The organism is Mesorhizobium sp. M1403, from assembly GCF_040317695.1.
Taxonomy (GTDB): domain Bacteria; phylum Pseudomonadota; class Alphaproteobacteria; order Rhizobiales; family Rhizobiaceae; genus Mesorhizobium.
The window spans coordinates 354,597-369,419 of sequence record NZ_JAMYKY010000004.1 but is presented as its reverse complement, the minus strand read 5'-3'; the positions used below and the strand labels follow the sequence as shown (position 1 = coordinate 369,419).

13 protein-coding genes are annotated in these 14,823 nt (G+C 63.1%); 5 read left to right on the top strand and 8 right to left on the bottom strand.

Annotated elements, in window-relative coordinates; genetic code table 11:
• Positions 1-107 precede the first annotated feature (107 nt).
• From NKH01_RS11345 to NKH01_RS11335, 3 genes are all read right to left on the bottom strand, one after another.
• Positions 108-1,190 carry an NAD(P)H-dependent flavin oxidoreductase gene (locus tag NKH01_RS11345; protein WP_352494179.1) on the bottom strand — a complete coding sequence of 361 codons (1,083 nt, stop codon included), beginning with the start codon at positions 1,188-1,190 and terminating at the stop codon, positions 108-110.
• A gap of 215 nt (positions 1,191-1,405) precedes the next feature.
• Positions 1,406-2,836, bottom strand: coding sequence for a pyruvate kinase (gene pyk, locus NKH01_RS11340; RefSeq protein WP_352494178.1), 1,431 nt, complete (start codon positions 2,834-2,836; stop codon positions 1,406-1,408).
• On the bottom strand, positions 2,833-3,279 hold the full coding sequence (locus tag NKH01_RS11335; protein WP_502894514.1) for a DUF1036 domain-containing protein: 447 nt from the start codon (positions 3,277-3,279) through the stop codon (positions 2,833-2,835). The genes pyk and NKH01_RS11335 overlap by 4 nt, the downstream gene beginning before the upstream one ends.
• Before the next feature lie 285 nt (positions 3,280-3,564).
• Between NKH01_RS11335 and NKH01_RS11330 the strand changes: the two genes are divergently transcribed.
• From NKH01_RS11330 to NKH01_RS11315, 4 genes are all read left to right on the top strand, one after another.
• Positions 3,565-4,362 (top strand): N-formylglutamate amidohydrolase, encoded by a 798-nt coding sequence (locus tag NKH01_RS11330; RefSeq protein ID WP_023720999.1) that lies wholly within the window; start codon positions 3,565-3,567, stop codon positions 4,360-4,362.
• Between the two features lie 25 nt (positions 4,363-4,387).
• Positions 4,388-4,696 (top strand): DUF1244 domain-containing protein, encoded by a 309-nt coding sequence (locus tag NKH01_RS11325; RefSeq protein WP_353020218.1) that lies wholly within the window; start codon positions 4,388-4,390, stop codon positions 4,694-4,696.
• Positions 4,697-4,861: 165 nt separating this feature from the next.
• The gene (locus tag NKH01_RS11320; RefSeq protein WP_352480892.1) at positions 4,862-5,323 is read left to right on the top strand and encodes a cupin domain-containing protein; all 462 of its coding nucleotides are present in this window, start codon (positions 4,862-4,864) and stop codon (positions 5,321-5,323) included.
• A 169-nt stretch (positions 5,324-5,492) separates the two neighbouring features.
• Complete coding sequence (locus NKH01_RS11315; protein ID WP_352917726.1) at positions 5,493-6,674, top strand: MFS transporter; 1,182 nt, start codon at positions 5,493-5,495, stop codon at positions 6,672-6,674.
• Here NKH01_RS11315 and NKH01_RS11310 read toward each other — a convergent pair.
• Entirely contained in the window at positions 6,632-7,543 is a 912-nt protein-coding gene (locus NKH01_RS11310; RefSeq protein WP_353020217.1) for a LysR family transcriptional regulator, read from the bottom strand. The two genes, NKH01_RS11315 and NKH01_RS11310, sit on opposite strands and share 43 nt — an antisense overlap.
• Before the next feature lie 94 nt (positions 7,544-7,637).
• Between NKH01_RS11310 and NKH01_RS11305 the strand changes: the two genes are divergently transcribed.
• Positions 7,638-8,615, top strand: coding sequence for an SDR family oxidoreductase (locus tag NKH01_RS11305; RefSeq protein WP_353020215.1), 978 nt, complete (start codon positions 7,638-7,640; stop codon positions 8,613-8,615).
• 37 nt (positions 8,616-8,652) lie between these two features.
• Here NKH01_RS11305 and NKH01_RS11300 read toward each other — a convergent pair whose 3' ends face one another.
• The 4 genes from NKH01_RS11300 to NKH01_RS11285 all read right to left on the bottom strand — a co-directional run bounded on the left by NKH01_RS11300 (position 8,653) and on the right by NKH01_RS11285 (position 14,809).
• Positions 8,653-8,811 carry a DUF3309 family protein gene (locus tag NKH01_RS11300; protein ID WP_023678456.1) on the bottom strand — a complete coding sequence of 53 codons (159 nt, stop codon included), beginning with the start codon at positions 8,809-8,811 and terminating at the stop codon, positions 8,653-8,655.
• A 99-nt stretch (positions 8,812-8,910) separates the two neighbouring features.
• The gene (locus tag NKH01_RS11295) at positions 8,911-12,087 is read right to left on the bottom strand and encodes an efflux RND transporter permease subunit (protein WP_353020214.1); all 3,177 of its coding nucleotides are present in this window, start codon (positions 12,085-12,087) and stop codon (positions 8,911-8,913) included.
• A gap of 2 nt (positions 12,088-12,089) precedes the next feature.
• Positions 12,090-13,301, bottom strand: a complete 1,212-nt coding sequence (locus NKH01_RS11290; protein ID WP_353020213.1) for an efflux RND transporter periplasmic adaptor subunit — start codon at positions 13,299-13,301, stop codon at positions 12,090-12,092.
• A 377-nt stretch (positions 13,302-13,678) separates the two neighbouring features.
• A complete protein-coding gene (locus tag NKH01_RS11285) occupies positions 13,679-14,809 on the bottom strand; it encodes a patatin-like phospholipase family protein (protein ID WP_023721007.1) in 1,131 nt (376 codons plus the stop codon).
• Positions 14,810-14,823 lie beyond the last annotated feature (14 nt).

Here is a 14,823-nt window from a genome sequence, read left to right as displayed (position 1 = left end):
CCCCCCCCCCACTCCTCCCCTCCTTGGCTAATTGTCTACTCTTCTACTCTTCTACTCGTCTTCTCGTATACTCGGCTACTCGCCTACTCCCCTACTCCCCTACTCCCCTACTCCCCTACTCCCCTATCGGCCCGATCTATGCCGCTTGCTTCCGTGACGAGTTTCTCCACAAGGGCGGCGGCCGGCATCTCCCGCAGCTTCGCAACGCCCTGCCCGGCCCAAATAGGCAAGAAGTCAGCCCGCTTGCTTTCATCCTTTGCCATTGAAAGCGGCATGACCAGACTCGCCTGTAGCGGAAACGCCAGCGCAGCATCTTCCTCACCAGCCATTTCCATCACAAACCGGTTGCGCACCACGCGCGCTGGGCGGCCAGTGAAGCAGCGAGTCACCGACGTGCTCTCGTCGTTGGCCGAGCGCAATGCTACGCGATAGACTGGCTGCACATTGGCTTCAGGACAGGCCAGGAAAGCCGTGCCGATCTGCACACCAGATGCACCAAGTGCAAAGCTGGCAGCAATGCCGCGACCGTCGAAGATACCGCCGGCAGCAATTACAGGCACCCGCACGGCATCAACAATCTGTGGTACGAGGGCCATAGTGCCGGCTGTGCCGATAGCAGGGTCGCCAGTGAATGTGCCGCGATGCCCACCCGCCTCGTATCCCTGCGCGATAATGGCGTCCACCCCTCCTGCCTCAAGCTGGCGCGCTTCCGAGACGGTGGTAGCCGAACACAGGACAATACAGCCGCCGGCTTTCAACTGCTGCACAATTGCGGTGTCGGGTAGGCCGAAGTGGAAGCTGACCACCTTCGGGCGAAGCTCGAGCACAATTTCGAGACGCTCACGATCGAAGGTGGGGAAGGGTTCGCCCGGCTCGGGCACCGGTCCGAGGCCGACCTCCTCATAGCAGCCGCGAAGGCGGTCTCGCATACTTTGAGCTGCCGCATCATCGCGTGCCGGCGCCGGGTGCGCAAAGAAGTTGACGTTGATCGGACGATTGGTGGCGTGCTGTGTCGCCGTGAGCTGCTCGCGGATAGCCGCCGCAGGCAGAATGCCGCATCCGAGCGAGCCAAGCGCCCCGGCATTGCTGACTGCCGCCGCGAGTTCCGGCGTGGTGATGCCGCTCATCGGCGCCTGGATTATCGGGTGTTCAATGCCGAGGAGTTCCAGAAGATCAGTGCGCATCCACATTGGATCACCCTCCTCTTTCTCCCAGGAGAGATTACCTTAACTGACTTCCAGCTCAAGTCGGATAGGGCCTTCGAACCGCTTCACGGCCGGCCACAGGCTGATGCAAGCTGGCGGAGTTCGGCGTCGATCCTAACCCGACTGCGGTCGATGCGCCGGGCTGGCGCCGCGTTTACGACGCGCCATGCAGCCGGCCCATCCGGCAGCCGCAGCCGACATTAGCGGCCGACTTCCGATCCGACATAGGCGATGCGCAGCATGTTGGTCGAGCCCGGCGTCCTCAGCGGCACGCCGGCCGTGATGATGACGCGGTCGCCGGGCTTACCGAAGCCTTCGTCCAAAGCGATGCGGCAGGCGCGATCGACCATGTCGTCGAGGTCGATGGCATCGGGAGAAACGACGCAATGCGTGCCCCACAGCAGCGACAGCCGCCGCGCCGTGTTGAGGATCGGCGACAGCGCCACGATCGGCACTTGCGGCCGCTCGCGCGCGGCGCGCAAGCCGGTTGTGCCGGACGCGGTATAGGTGATGATCGCCGACAGCTTAAGCGTCTCGGCTATTTCGCGGGCGGCGAGCGAGATGGCGTCGGCTCCCGTCGCTTCCGGTTCCGAGCGCTGCGCGTTGATGATGCCGGCATAGGTCGGGTCGGTTTCGACCTTGGTGGCGATCCGGTTCATCATCGCCACCGCCTCGACCGGATAGGCGCCGGCGGCGGACTCCGCCGAAAGCATTATCGCGTCGGCGCCTTCAAACACGGCGATCGAAACGTCCGACACCTCGGCGCGGGTCGGCACCGGCGCGGTGATCATCGATTCCAGCATCTGCGTGGCGACCACCACCGGCTTGCCGGCACGGCGCGCGGCGCGAGTGATCTGCTTCTGGATGCCAGGCACGGCTTCGAGCGGCATCTCGACGCCGAGATCGCCGCGGGCAACCATCAGCGCATCCGAAAGTTCAATGATCTCGGCCAGCCGGGCGACGGCCTGCGGCTTTTCGATCTTGGCCATGATCAGCGCCCGGCCGCGTGCGATCTTGCGTGCTTCGGCCAGGTCCTCGGGCCGCTGCACGAAGGACAGTGCCACCCAGTCGACGCCGGTCGCCAGAACCGCGTCGAGATCCCGGCGGTCCTTTTCCGTCAGCGCTCCGACCGGCAGGTCGGTGTCGGGCAGGCTGACGCCCTTCTTGTCGGAAATGATCGTGCCGGCGACGACGGTGCAGACGATCGCCTTGCCGTTGCTGCTGACCGCCTTGAGCTCGAGCTTGCCGTCGTCGATCAGCAGGCGATGACCAGCCTCGACCGAACGCAGGATTTCGGGATGCGGCAGGTAGACCCTCGTCGAATTGCCGGGTTCGGGATTGTCGTCGAGCGTGAAGGTCTGACCGACGGTCAGCACCTCTTTGCCGTTGGCGAACTTGCCGACGCGCAGCTTTGGCCCTTGCAGGTCTGCGAGAACGCCGATCGGCCGGCCGACCGCCTCCTCGACGGCACGAATACGGCCGACGAGCGTCCGCATCAATTCATGGTCGGTGTGGCTCATATTGATGCGGAACACGTCGGCGCCGGCTTCGAACAGCTTCTTCAGCATCTCCTCGGACGAGGAGGCCGGACCGATGGTGGCGAGGATCTTGACCTTGCGGCTGCGTCTCATTGACTGTTTGTTCCCGGGGCGGCTGGAGCGCCATCCGTTGCGGGCTCGTCAGTCAGCTGGACCATCCAGCTTGCCTGCTCGCCCGTGTCATATTCCTGGAATCCGGCGCGCTGAAAGCCCCGGGCGACGCAATCGGTAACGCCGGCGATCTTGAATTCTTTTTCGGCCACGCACATGTTGATCGGGCCATCCCAGCGTCCGCCGCGCTCGGCGTCTTCTGCATAAAGATAGTAAAACCTTGATGACAACGGTCCCTCGATCAGCGTCTTGCAGCTCGACCCTTCGATGTGCCACCAGCCTTCGGTGATCCAGCCAGCTTTGGCGCGATAGCCGATGCCGACACCGACCAGGTTCTGCGTGGCGTTGCAGACCCGGAAATCGGCCCGTGCCGGCGAGGCCGAAATCACCGCGAAAAGGCCCATGGCCGGTACCAGGAGGGGCATGGCCAAGGCGTGGCGCACGCGCAGCCTGCCGGCGAAACCCATCCCGAAACCCCTCAAGAACCACATTTGCATCTCTCAACGCCCCTTTTCGGAAAAGTCCGTACGCATGTCAACGCGCCGATCTGTCCAATCCAATCGATTTAGAAGGCTCTGGCGCGCTTACGGTCGCCCCTGCTCAGTTTTTTGGCAGAAACCGTGGCCAAACAACGGCATTGCGCGAGCGTTCTCTTCGTGGAATGACGATACCACCCTCCCCGGAAGCCAGCGAACAGACCTTTCCCGCCAATGACCCGATCCACAGTTTTCGCGCCTTTCGACATCGTCGAAGGCGATCGCAAGCGCGGCATGGTGCTTTTGGCCGATCACGCCCGCCGCGACCTGCCGGAGGAGTATGGCAGCCTCGGCCTGCCCGCGGCGGAGTTCGACCGCCACATCGCCTACGACATCGGCGTCGAGACTGTAACCCGCGAACTCGCAAGTCTGCTCGGCGTTCCGGCGGTGCTTGCCAATTTTTCGCGACTGCTGATCGACCCCAATCGCGGCGAGGACGATCCAACGCTGATTCGCCAGCTCTATGACGGCACCGTCATCCCGGGAAATTATCCCATGGCGCCGGAGGAACGCGAAAGACGGCTGGATCGCTTTTACCGCCCCTATCATGACGCCGTCGGCGCCATGATCGCCTCGGTGGCGCAAGCGTCGGCGCAGGCGCCCTTCATTTTTTCGGTGCATTCCTTCACACCGACCATGCAGGGCTTCGTGCGGCCGTGGCATGTCGGCATATTATGGGATCTCGACGATCGCGTTGCGCGGCCGCTGATCGACATGCTCGCCGAGGACAAGAGCCTCGTCGTCGGCGACAACGAACCCTATGACGGCGCACTGCGCGGCGATACCATGTTCAGGCACGCTATCGTCAACGGCTTTGCCCATGCGCTTATCGAGATCCGCCAGGACCTGATCGCCGACCGGAAGGGTGCGCTCGCCTGGGCCGAACGGCTGGCGCCGATCGTTGACGCGATAGATCGACGTGCCGATATACATGCAGTGAAAATATTCGGCTCGCGCACCGGGCCGGCATGATGGAGGCCAAGGAGGCCAACAAGCCATGACCGAACTCAGCGACGTACAAAAGCGCGATTTCGAAGCCGCTGCCTTCCGCCGGCTGGTCGCGCATCTGCGCGAGCGTTCCGACGTGCAGAACATCGACCTGATGAACCTCGCCGGCTTCTGCCGCAACTGCCTGTCCAACTGGTACCGCGATGCGGCGCAAGCCGAGGGTGTCGAACTCAGCAAGGACCAGTCGCGCGAGATCATCTACGGCATGGCCTATGCCGAGTGGCAGGCACTGAACCAGATCGAGGCCTCCGATGCCAAGAAGGCCGAGTTCGAGCCAAGACGCCCCAGGGACCACTAGAGCAATTCCAGGAAAAGTGTGAACGGTTTTCCGTCCGGAATTGCGTCAAGACAAAAGGATGGAACGGTTCGGCGTTTCCGTGAAACGATGAACCGTTCCAGGGTCACAATCCATCGCACTGAACGACCTTCACGAATGGTTTTCGCCCCAAATGGGAGGACTGCCGTGCCTAAGATCGACGTCGCCGACGTACCCGGACGCAAGGGCTCATCCTATCCACCCCCGTTCGATGCACCCTGTGCCGAACGCGTGCGGCAGCGGCTGGGCAACGCCGGCGGGCTCACCGACTTCGGCATCAATCTCATGCGCCTGCCGCCGGGCAACTGGTCGAGCCAGCGCCACTGGCATTCGCACGAAGACGAGTTCGTCTACGTGCTCGAAGGCGAGCTGACGCTCGTCGAAGATGCCGGCGAGACGGTGCTGCGCGCGGGTGATTGCGCGGCCTTTCCGAAAGGCTCCGGCAACGGCCATCACATGATCAACAAATCGGGCGCAGTTGCGATCTATCTCGAAGTTGGTTCGCGTTGGCCCGCCGACGTAACCACCTGCTCCGACATCGACATGATGAGCACCAACGCCGACGGCCGGTTTGTGCACAAGGATGGCGCGCCTTATCCCGAGCCGTAGAGATTTTGGAGTGGACCACCGAGGTGGTTGGCCGACACGAGAGGACGTAGCGTCCACCGGCGCCTTGTGGCGCCGTCTGGTCCAAGCACTTTCGGCGAAGAGCGCTTGACTGTGAATTGAATCGATCTAATTTGCCGCGCAAAGCCATTTCCGGACCGGATTCTACCCGATGGACGCGCAGAAAATCACGCAAATCGCGATTCGTGGACGCTGGGCCGTGGCCGGCATCTTCCTCGCCAACGGCTTCCTGACCGGCAGCTGGGCGCCGCAGATCCCGGTGTTCCTGACCCGGCTGGACATCAGCAAATTCACGCTCGGCCTGCTGATCCTGTTGTTCGGCGCCGGCGCCGTCACCGCCATGACCTGGTGCGGCCATCTGATCTCGAAGCATGGCTCGCGCACCGTGCTGCGCTGGTTCGGACTTGCCGGCAGCTTCGGTCTTTTGATGGTGGCTCTGGCCCCCAATGTGCCCCTGGCGGCCATCGCCATGTTCATCTTCGGCGGTTCGATCGGCGGCATGGACGTCGCCATGAATGCCAATGCGGTGGCGGTGGAACGGCGGCTGTCCCGCGCCATCATGTCGTCCTCGCACGGTTTCTGGAGCCTTGGCGGTTTCGCAGGCGGCGCTTTGGGCGGTTTCGCCATCCAGAACTATGGTCATCTCGCGCATGCGACGATGGTGACGGCGCTTGCCTTTGCTGTCATCGCGGTAGCGATCCGCTACCTGATCGCCGAGGACAAGCACCCGGTCGCCGAGCATCACAAATTCGCCCTGCCGGCAAACCCGCTTGTCTATCTGGTCGGGCTGATGGCGCTGCTGACGATGATCTCCGAAGGCGCGGTGCTCGACTGGGCAGCGCTGTATCTCAGGCAGGAGCTCGGCGCCGATCTTGCTATCGCAGGCCTGGCCTATGCCGCCTTTTCCGGCGTCATGGCCGTCATGCGCTTTCTCGGCGATGGCGTCCGCAACCGTTTCGGTGCCGTTACGACGCTGCGCGCGTCGGCGCTTGCCGCTGCAGCCGGCATGCTGGTGGCCGGGCTGGCTCCCTCGCCGTGGCTGGCCATTGCCGCCTTTGCCTTTTGCGGCCTGGGTATTGCCAATATGGTGCCGATCATCTTTTCGGCCGGCGGCAACCAGGAGGGCATGGCGCCCGGCACCGGCATGAGCGTCGTCACCACAATGGGTTACTCAGGCATCCTGGTGGCGCCTTCGGCGATCGGCTTCATCGCCGAACACTCGAGCTTCGGCCCGATCTTCGTCGCTCTCTCTGGGCTACTGATCGTCGTGTTGGTGATGGCTGGCCTCGCTCACCGTGCCGAATTCGCTGCCGAGGCAGCACCGGCTGAATAGCGCTTCAACTCTTCGTAGAGGAAATCCGCCACGCGGCGGATGCGCACGCTGGTACGCACGTCGCGGTGCATGGCCAGCCACACCGGCAGCGTCGGCAGCGGGAGGTCCGGCAGCACGATTTCCACCAGTGCATCGCGCTCGGCCAGCGGCTGCTGGCCAAAGCCGATGCCGTTTCCCGTCCGCACCGCTTCCCAAAGCACGATCTGATTGTCGGTCCTGAAGCGGAAGGCATTGCGGGTGAGCGCGACGCCGAATTGAGCCAAGCCGCGAATGATTTCATCGCTGCGATCGAAGCCGACCAGATCGTGCTCGGCAAGATCGCGGGCCTCGCGCGGACGGCCACGCCGGTCGAGATAGGATTTTGCCGCGCAGGCGCGGAGCGGAATGTCGGTCACCTTGCGCGCGACCAGTTCATTCTGCGCCGGCTTGACCATGCGGATGGCAATGTCGGCGTCGCGACGCAGCAGATTCTCGACCTGGTTCGAAGCGACGATCTCAACCTCGATGCCGGGTTCCTCGACGGCGAGCCGCGCCGTCATCTCGGGTAGCACATAGGCCGCCACCACCTCGCTGGCGGCAATGCGCACCGTGCCCTCGATCGCTTCGACCGATCCCAGGGCCAGCAGCGAAAATGCGCTCGCCTGCTCGCTCACCGCGCGGCCCCGTTCAAAAAGCGTGCTGCCCGCTTCCGTGAGCGCATAGCCGCGCCGCCCGCGCCGGAACAAGGTGACGCCGAGCGCCTGCTCCAGCTCGGCGATGTGGCGGCCGAGTGTCGGCTGGCTTGCGGCAAGCTTTCGCGCGGCCGCCGACAGGCTCCCGGTCTCCGCCACCGTGACGAAACTCTTGATCAGGTTCCAGTCGATATCCATTCAAAATTGAATATCAGATCGCCAGCTTTAGTCAATTTCCATTCGTTAGCGAAGAGATCACATTGGCGTCGTAACGCAAACACGGAGACGAACAATGACCAAGATCGCAATTCTCGGCGCCAATGGCCGGCTCGGCCGCGCGGTGGCCAAGGCCTTCATCGATGCTGGCTACCACGTCCGCGCTGTCACCCGCAGCGGCAAGGTGCCGGCGGAGCTCGAAGGCGCCACGGCGATCGCCGGCGATGCGCTCGACCGCGAGGCGCTGATCCGCGCCACCGACGGCATTGATATCATTTTCAACGGCCTGAGCCCGCTCTACACCGACTGGAGCAAGTGCCTGCCGATGGCCGAGAACGTCATGGCCGCCTGCTGGGCGAACGGCGCGCTGCATCTCTTCCCGGGCACCGTTTACAACTACGGCTCGCCGATACCGGCGGTGATCACCGAAGACACGCCGTTTCACCCGACGACGGAAAAGGGCCGCATCCGCGTTGCCATGGAAGACCTGTTTCGCCGCGAGGCCGACGCGGGTCGGGTGCGCACCATCCTGCTGCGCGCCGGTGACTTCTTCGGCGGCACCGGCAGCGGATCGTGGTTCGATCTGGTCGTTGCCGCCAAGATGACCAAGGGCGTCTATACCGCCCCAGGGCCGGTCGATCTCGTGCATGAATGGGCCTATCTGCCCGACCTGGCCAAGGCTTTCGTCGGACTGGCCGACAATCTCGACAAGCTCGGCTCCTACGAGGCGCTGAACTTTCCCGGCCATGCGGTGACCGATCTGGAGATCAAGGCGGCCGCTGAGAAGGCGCTCGGGCGCACGTTGAAACTGACGTCGATGCCGTGGTGGGTGCTGCGTGCCGGCAGCCCATTTGTGGCGATGTGGCGCGAGATCGTTTCGATGTCCTATCTCCGCTTCGAGCCGCACCGGCTGGTTTCAGGCAGGCTTGAAGGCATTATCGGTGCGATCCCCCACACGCCGCTGGAAAATGCAGTGTCGGAAGCGCTTGAAGACATCGGTATCGCCACGGTGAAGGCAGCGCAGAAGCAATCTGAAAAAAGGCGGATGGCCTGACGGTCATCCGCCGCTTGTCGGGGACCAATGATTGCGGTCAGATCCGGCCCATCAACAGCAGCACCAGGACAACGATCAGGATGACGCCGACGATGCCGGATGGTCCGTAACCCCAGGACCGCGAATGCGGCCACGCCGGAACCGCGCCAATCAGGATAAGAATAAGGATAATGATGAGAATGGTGCTTATCGTCATCAGAAAATCCTCGCTTTGAGGTTGCAATGACGGAACAATGCAGAAGGCCGCCCATTGTTCCCGGGCGGCCTTTGCTTGATCAGAACGGCGATTCAGCCTCTATTCGGCGGCCTTCGGGAAGGCGATCGCCGGTTCGGCGCCCAGATCGGCCTCCAGGCCTTCCGACGAGATCTCGGCCTTGCCGCGCCCCAACAGGCGACTGAACCAGCCCCGACGCGCACCGGGTTTTACCTTGGCGCGGGTGAACACCATCAGCATTGACGGCGTCACCACCAGCGTCAGCACGGTGGCGAAGGACAGGCCGAAGACGATCGCCGACGACAGCGAAATCCACCATTGCGTCGACGGCGCGTTGATCGTCGTCTCGTGATGGAAGATTTCGAGGCCGAGGCCGAAAGCGATCGGCAGCACGCCGAGGATCGCCGACACCGCCGTCAGCACCACCGGGCGGGCACGTTCGCGGCAGGTCTGCAGAACGGCTTCGTATTTGTCCCAGCCCTCTTCGCGCAACCGGTCATAGGTGTCGATCAGCACGATGTTGTTGTTCACCACCACGCCGGCCAGCGCGATGACACCGATGCCCGACATGACGATGCCGAATGCCTCTCCCGTCAGCAGCAGCCCTAGGAACACGCCGATCGTCGCCATGACCACGCAGGACAGCACCAGCCAGACGCTGGTGAACTTGTTGAACTGCGCCAGAAGCACGATGAAGATCAGGAAGATCGCGGCACCGAAGGCTTTGCTGAGGAAGGCCCCGGCCTCCGCGCTGTCCTCATTGGAACCGGCAAGCTTCCAGCGAATGCCGCTGCCGAGGTTCATGTCGGCGACAGCTTTGGTGACCTCCTGCTGGACGGCAGCCACCTGGGCGCCGGCAGCGACGTTGGCCTGGACGACCACCGTTCGCGCGCCGTCGATGCGATTGAGGATACCGACCGTCGGCTCCGGCTTGCGTACGACGAAGTTCGAGATCGGCACCGAGCCTTGCGCGGTCTGAACCCTGAGTTCGTCGAGCGTCGACAGCGTGCGCCGATCCTCGGGCAGGCGCAGTCTGATGTCGACTGCATCGTCGGCGCCGGCGGGGCGGTACTCGCTGAGCTTCAGCCCGTTGGTCACCAGTTGCACGACCGTTCCGACCGCGGTCGGACTGATGCCGTACTGCGCCGCCTTGGCGCGATCGACCTCGAGCGCCCAATCGACGCCGGGCGGCGCCAGGCCATCGGAAATATCGATGACGCCGGGCACCTTGGCAATGCGCGTGGCGACGGCGCGGGCCTTGTCGTCAAGACCCTTCGGGTCGACGGCCGAAAGCCTGATCTGGATCGGCTTGCCGGTGGGCGGGCCGGCTTCCGGCACGCGAACCTCGACGTCGACACCGGGAATGCCGGCCATCACGCCGCGCAACTCGTCCAGGATTGAGTTCGCCGATTTGCGCTCGCGCCAGTCGACGAATTCATACTGGATCACGCCGACCACGTCTTCCGGAACGTCCTGGCCGCCGCCCTGCGTCTTGCCGACACGGGTATAGACAGACTTCACGCCCGGCCAGCCGAGCAGCCGGTTTTCCGCCGTCTTGGTGGCCGCGTCCATTTCGGCAAGCGAAAGATTGCCGCGGGCGTGGACATAGAGCAGGCCGTAGTCAGGCTCGACATTCGGGAAGAATTCGACGCCGGCGCCGAATTTCGAATAGGCGTAGCCCACGCCAAACAACAGCGCGACGGTAAGGACAAGCACGGTGATGGGATAATGCACCGCCTGCTTGACCACGGCCATGTACCAGCCGTCGCGATTGTCGTCGGGGTGATGAGCCGGCGCCTTGGCAAATATGGCGCCCAGCGTCGGCGCGAAGACCAGCGCATAGAGCATCGAGGCCGAGAGCGTCACGATCAACGTGATCGGCATGTATTTCATGAAATCGCCGATGATGCCCGGCCAGAACAACAGCGGCGAGAAGGCGGCAATGCGCGTCATCGTCGCGGCGATGACCGGGCCGGCCATGCGCTTGGCCGCAAGCGCGAACGCCTGTTCCTTCGGCATGCCCTCGCTCATGCGTCGCTCGGCGAATTCGGTGACGATGATGGCATCGTCGACCAGCATGCCGACCGCCAGGATGAGGCTGAACAGCACGATCATGTTGATCGTGTAGCCCATCATCGCCAGCAACAGGATGCCGATCAGGAAGGATGAGGGGATGGCCAATCCGATCAGTAGCGAGGCACGGCCAGACAGCGCGTAGAGAATGACAATGAACACCAGGATGACGGCGATCATCACGTGGTTCTGAAGGTCGCCGAGCAACTGGTTCACGAAGACGGACTTGTCTTGCGTGTAGGTGACGTGCATGCCCTCCGGCATCGTCTTGATGAAGGCGTCGGACACCTCCCTGACCTTGCCAATCGTATCGATCAGGTTGGAGCCGATGCGCTTCTTCACCTCGATGGCAATCGCCGGCTTGCCGTCCAGGCGGGTAACCGTCTCGGCGTCCTTGAAGGTCGAGCGGATGGTGGCGATATCCTTGGCCTGCACCACCGCGTTGGGGCCGGCGACGACCGGAAGCGCCGCCACATCTTCTGGTGTCTCGATAAGCGAGGGCACCTTGACTGCGTATTTGCCCTCGGATCCTTCGATGTTGCCGGCGGCGACAAGACTGTTGGAAGCGCCGACCGCACCGATCAACTGGTCGAGCTGCAGCCCGTAGGACGAAAGTTTCATCGGATCGATGACCACTTCGACGAGGTCGTCGCGCGCACCCTGCAATGAGCCCTCGAGCACGCCAGGCACTTCCTCGATGCGGTCGCGCAACTCGCGCGCCGCCGCCGTCAGCACGCGCTCGGGCACCTCGCCCGACAGCGTCACGACCAGGACGGGGAACTCGGAGATGTTGACCTCGGAGACCACGGGCTCCTCAGCCGCTTGCGGCAGGTCGGCCTTGCCGTCCTGCACCTTGCTGCGCGTGTCCTGCAGCGCGGTGGCGAGATCCGTCTGTGGTTGGAATTCGACCAGCACATAACCGCCGCCCTGGAAGGCGGCCGAGCGCATCTCCTTGAGGCCCTTCAGGCTCTTCAGCTTGGCTTCCATCGGCCGCAGCAGGAGGCGTTCGGAGTCTTCCGGCGAGATTCCCTGGTAGATCAGGCTGACATACATCATCGGAATCGGAACGTCGGGTTCCGCTTCCTTCGGCGTCGACTGGTAGGCGACCGCACCGGCAAGGATGAGAAAGACCAGGACCGCAATGGTCAGCCGGGCATTGCTGATTGCAAGTTTGACGATGTCCATGATTACTGCGTCCCGGTCGTCGCTTCGCCCAACAGCTTTTGAATGGTCGCCTGGTCGGCCTCGACCGGCTTGACCACTTCGCCTTCCTTCACCAGCTCCTGGCCAGCGACGATGATGCGGGCGTCGGCCGGAATGCCGCCGAGCACCAGGCCGGTCGGCGTGTCGTCGACCAGGTCGATCGGGAAGAACACGACCTTGTCATCCTTGTCGACGGCGCGGATGCCGAGGTCGCCCTTGTCGCCGAGCGTCACCACCGATCGCGGCAGCATCACGGCGTCGGTCGGCTGGGCGCTGAGCGCAATTTCTGCCGTCATGCCAGCCGGTACGGACCCATCGGCATTGGGGATAGCGACTTCAACCCGGAAGGTACGGGTTGCCGAAGATGCATCCCGGCTGATGTAGCGCACCGTACCCTTGACGATCTGGCCACTGACCAGGCGCACGTTGGCTTCGTCACCGATCTTCAGATAGCCGAGATCGCGTTCGCTGACTTCGCCGCGGGCGATCACCGGATCGAGCTTCAGAACGGTCGCCACCTCGCCGCCCTGCATGACGGAACTGCCAAGCTCCACCGGCACCCGGTCGATGACACCGTCGAAGGGCGCCTTCACCTCGTTGCGGTCGAGTTCGGCTTGCGCGGCGTCCAGTTGCGACTTGGCCAGCGACAGGTTGGAGCGGGCCGTATCGAGCTGCAGCGTCGGCAGATTGCCGGTTTTCATCAACCGCAAGGCCGCAGCCAGTTCCGCCTCACGCTGCACGACAAGTTGTTTGGCATTGTCGACCGCCGAGATTTTTTCCTCGGCGGCAAGCATCAGCACGAGGTCGCCTGTCTTGACGTGTTGACCCTGCTTGACCGGCAGCTTGTCGATGACGCCTGCTACGCGTGTCGCCAGGACGGCGCGTTTATCGGCTTCGGTCAGTCCGGAAATGCGGATAGCGCGTGCATAGGTACGCCGCGGCGGGGTTATGACCGCGACCGTGCGCAACGGCGCCTTGGGCTGTTCTGCCTCGGCAGTCCCCGGCTTGGCAGCTCCCTGTTCGCCAGTTTGGGGCTTGCCTGCGTCGGCTGCCTTGGGCTGCTCGACCTCTCCTGCCTTGGGCTTGTTGTCGGCGGACGCGCTACCGACGGACGAGAATTCGCCTGTCGCCATCCAGCCGGCGAACCCGATGAGCACAATAATGGCTGCAAGCTTGTGAAACCTGAATTTCGGCATCGTCATTTTTTCCAGTGCGCGGGGTTCGGCCAGGCCGCATCTTCTACTTGGGGCGCGTCGCCGATATGGGTGCGCGCGAGGCCGTATTCAAATTGCCGTGATCGGCGAAGCGCGCTTCTACCTCAAAGTTGCATCGCAATATAGTCAGAAAAGTTGATGGATTGTTGCTTTGTCCGCAAAGATGCGGCTGCAGCATCGGCTGTTGATCGCCAAAACAGCGGTATGGCAGCAAGTGTCAGGATGATTGGACAGATTGCGATGTCATCTGCTTTGCGGGGGAGCCAGAACAATTCCAGAAAAAGTGTGAAACGGTTTTCCGTCCGGAATTGCGTCAAAAAAGATAGAGCGGTTCGGCGTTTCCGAAAGGATGAATCGTTCTAGGCCGGACGGCGGGCGGCCTCGGGCTGCTTGCGCGCCGCAAGAAACTCCTTGACCCGCCGGCCCGGCGCCGGCCCGCGCACCGGCTTCAAGCCGTCGTCGAGCTCGCCGGACAGATCGATCGTCGGCCGCTTGCCGACGGCGTCGTAATTTTCTTCCAGCCAGTCACTGGCTGCGGTGCGGCCGAGGTCGCGCAGATAGGCAAGGAACGCCCATTCGGCATTGACCTTGGACGATGCCGATAGATCCTTGAACGCCTCGTCGGCATCGATGCGGTGCATGCGGATGTCGCGATATTCGCCGTGCGGCAATCGGCCGGCGGCGATCAGTTCCTTGACGAAGGCGATCGAGCGGAATTCGCGCAACAGCCCGGCATTGAAAGTGATCTCGTCGATGCGGTTCTGGATCTCATTGGCGCTCTTCGGCGTCCCCTCGCGGACCACCGGATTGATCTGCACCAAAAGCACGTCCTCGGTGGCCGCTGTCTTGAAGAACGGGAACAGTGCCGGGTTGCCGCCATAACCGCCATCCCAATAGGGCACGCCCTTGATCTCGACGGCACGGAACAATTGCGGCAAGCAGGCCGACGCCATCACCGTGTCGAGGTCGATCTCGCCGTCCGAGAAGACACGCAACTGGCCGGTCTCGACATTGGTCGCGGAAATGAACAGTTCCATCGACTTGCAGGCGCGCACATTGTCGAAATCAATCTCACGTTCGACCACGTCGCGCAGCGGATTGATGGCGAGCGGATTTGCGACATAGGGCGAAAATACCCGCGACATCGTGTCGAACAGGAAATAGCCGGGCGTGTTCTCGATCGACCAATTGCCCCAGGCGACGTCCCAAGGCATGCGCTGCACTGGGCTGAAGCGGCCCTTTGCCGCCACCGCACGCCAGAAATCGTCGAGCTTCCGCCGCGCGCCCTCGACGCCGCCGCGGACAAAGCCGTCGGCCAGCGCGACGGCATTCATGGCGCCGGCGCTGGTGCCCGAAACCGCCGTTATATCGAGGCGCCCGTCCTCGAGCAGCCGATCGAGCACGCCCCAGGAAAACGCCCCGTGCGAACCCCCGCCTTGCAGCGCGATGTTGATCTTCTTTGGCTCCTCCGCCTTGCCGTTTTTCGGCATGGCGTGACCCTTGA

Bases quoted from the DNA above. Each gene is read 5' to 3' on its own strand.
- NKH01_RS11315 (WP_352917726.1), top strand. From the start codon at position 5,493: ATGGACGCGCAGAAAATCACGCAAATCGCGATTCGTGGACGCTGGGCC.
- NKH01_RS11300 (WP_023678456.1), bottom strand. From the start codon at position 8,811: ATGACGATAAGCACCATTCTCATCATTATCCTTATTCTTATCCTGATT.
- pyk (WP_352494178.1), bottom strand. From the start codon at position 2,836: ATGAGACGCAGCCGCAAGGTCAAGATCCTCGCCACCATCGGTCCGGCC.
- NKH01_RS11305 (WP_353020215.1), top strand. From the start codon at position 7,638: ATGACCAAGATCGCAATTCTCGGCGCCAATGGCCGGCTCGGCCGCGCG.
- NKH01_RS11330 (WP_023720999.1), top strand. From the start codon at position 3,565: ATGACCCGATCCACAGTTTTCGCGCCTTTCGACATCGTCGAAGGCGAT.
- NKH01_RS11335 (WP_502894514.1), bottom strand. From the start codon at position 3,279: ATGCCCCTCCTGGTACCGGCCATGGGCCTTTTCGCGGTGATTTCGGCC.
- NKH01_RS11345 (WP_352494179.1), bottom strand. From the start codon at position 1,190: ATGTGGATGCGCACTGATCTTCTGGAACTCCTCGGCATTGAACACCCG.
- NKH01_RS11325 (WP_353020218.1), top strand. From the start codon at position 4,388: ATGACCGAACTCAGCGACGTACAAAAGCGCGATTTCGAAGCCGCTGCC.
- NKH01_RS11290 (WP_353020213.1), bottom strand. From the start codon at position 13,301: ATGCCGAAATTCAGGTTTCACAAGCTTGCAGCCATTATTGTGCTCATC.
- NKH01_RS11310 (WP_353020217.1), bottom strand. From the start codon at position 7,543: ATGGATATCGACTGGAACCTGATCAAGAGTTTCGTCACGGTGGCGGAG.
- NKH01_RS11295 (WP_353020214.1), bottom strand. From the start codon at position 12,087: ATGGACATCGTCAAACTTGCAATCAGCAATGCCCGGCTGACCATTGCG.
- NKH01_RS11285 (WP_023721007.1), bottom strand. From the start codon at position 14,809: ATGCCGAAAAACGGCAAGGCGGAGGAGCCAAAGAAGATCAACATCGCG.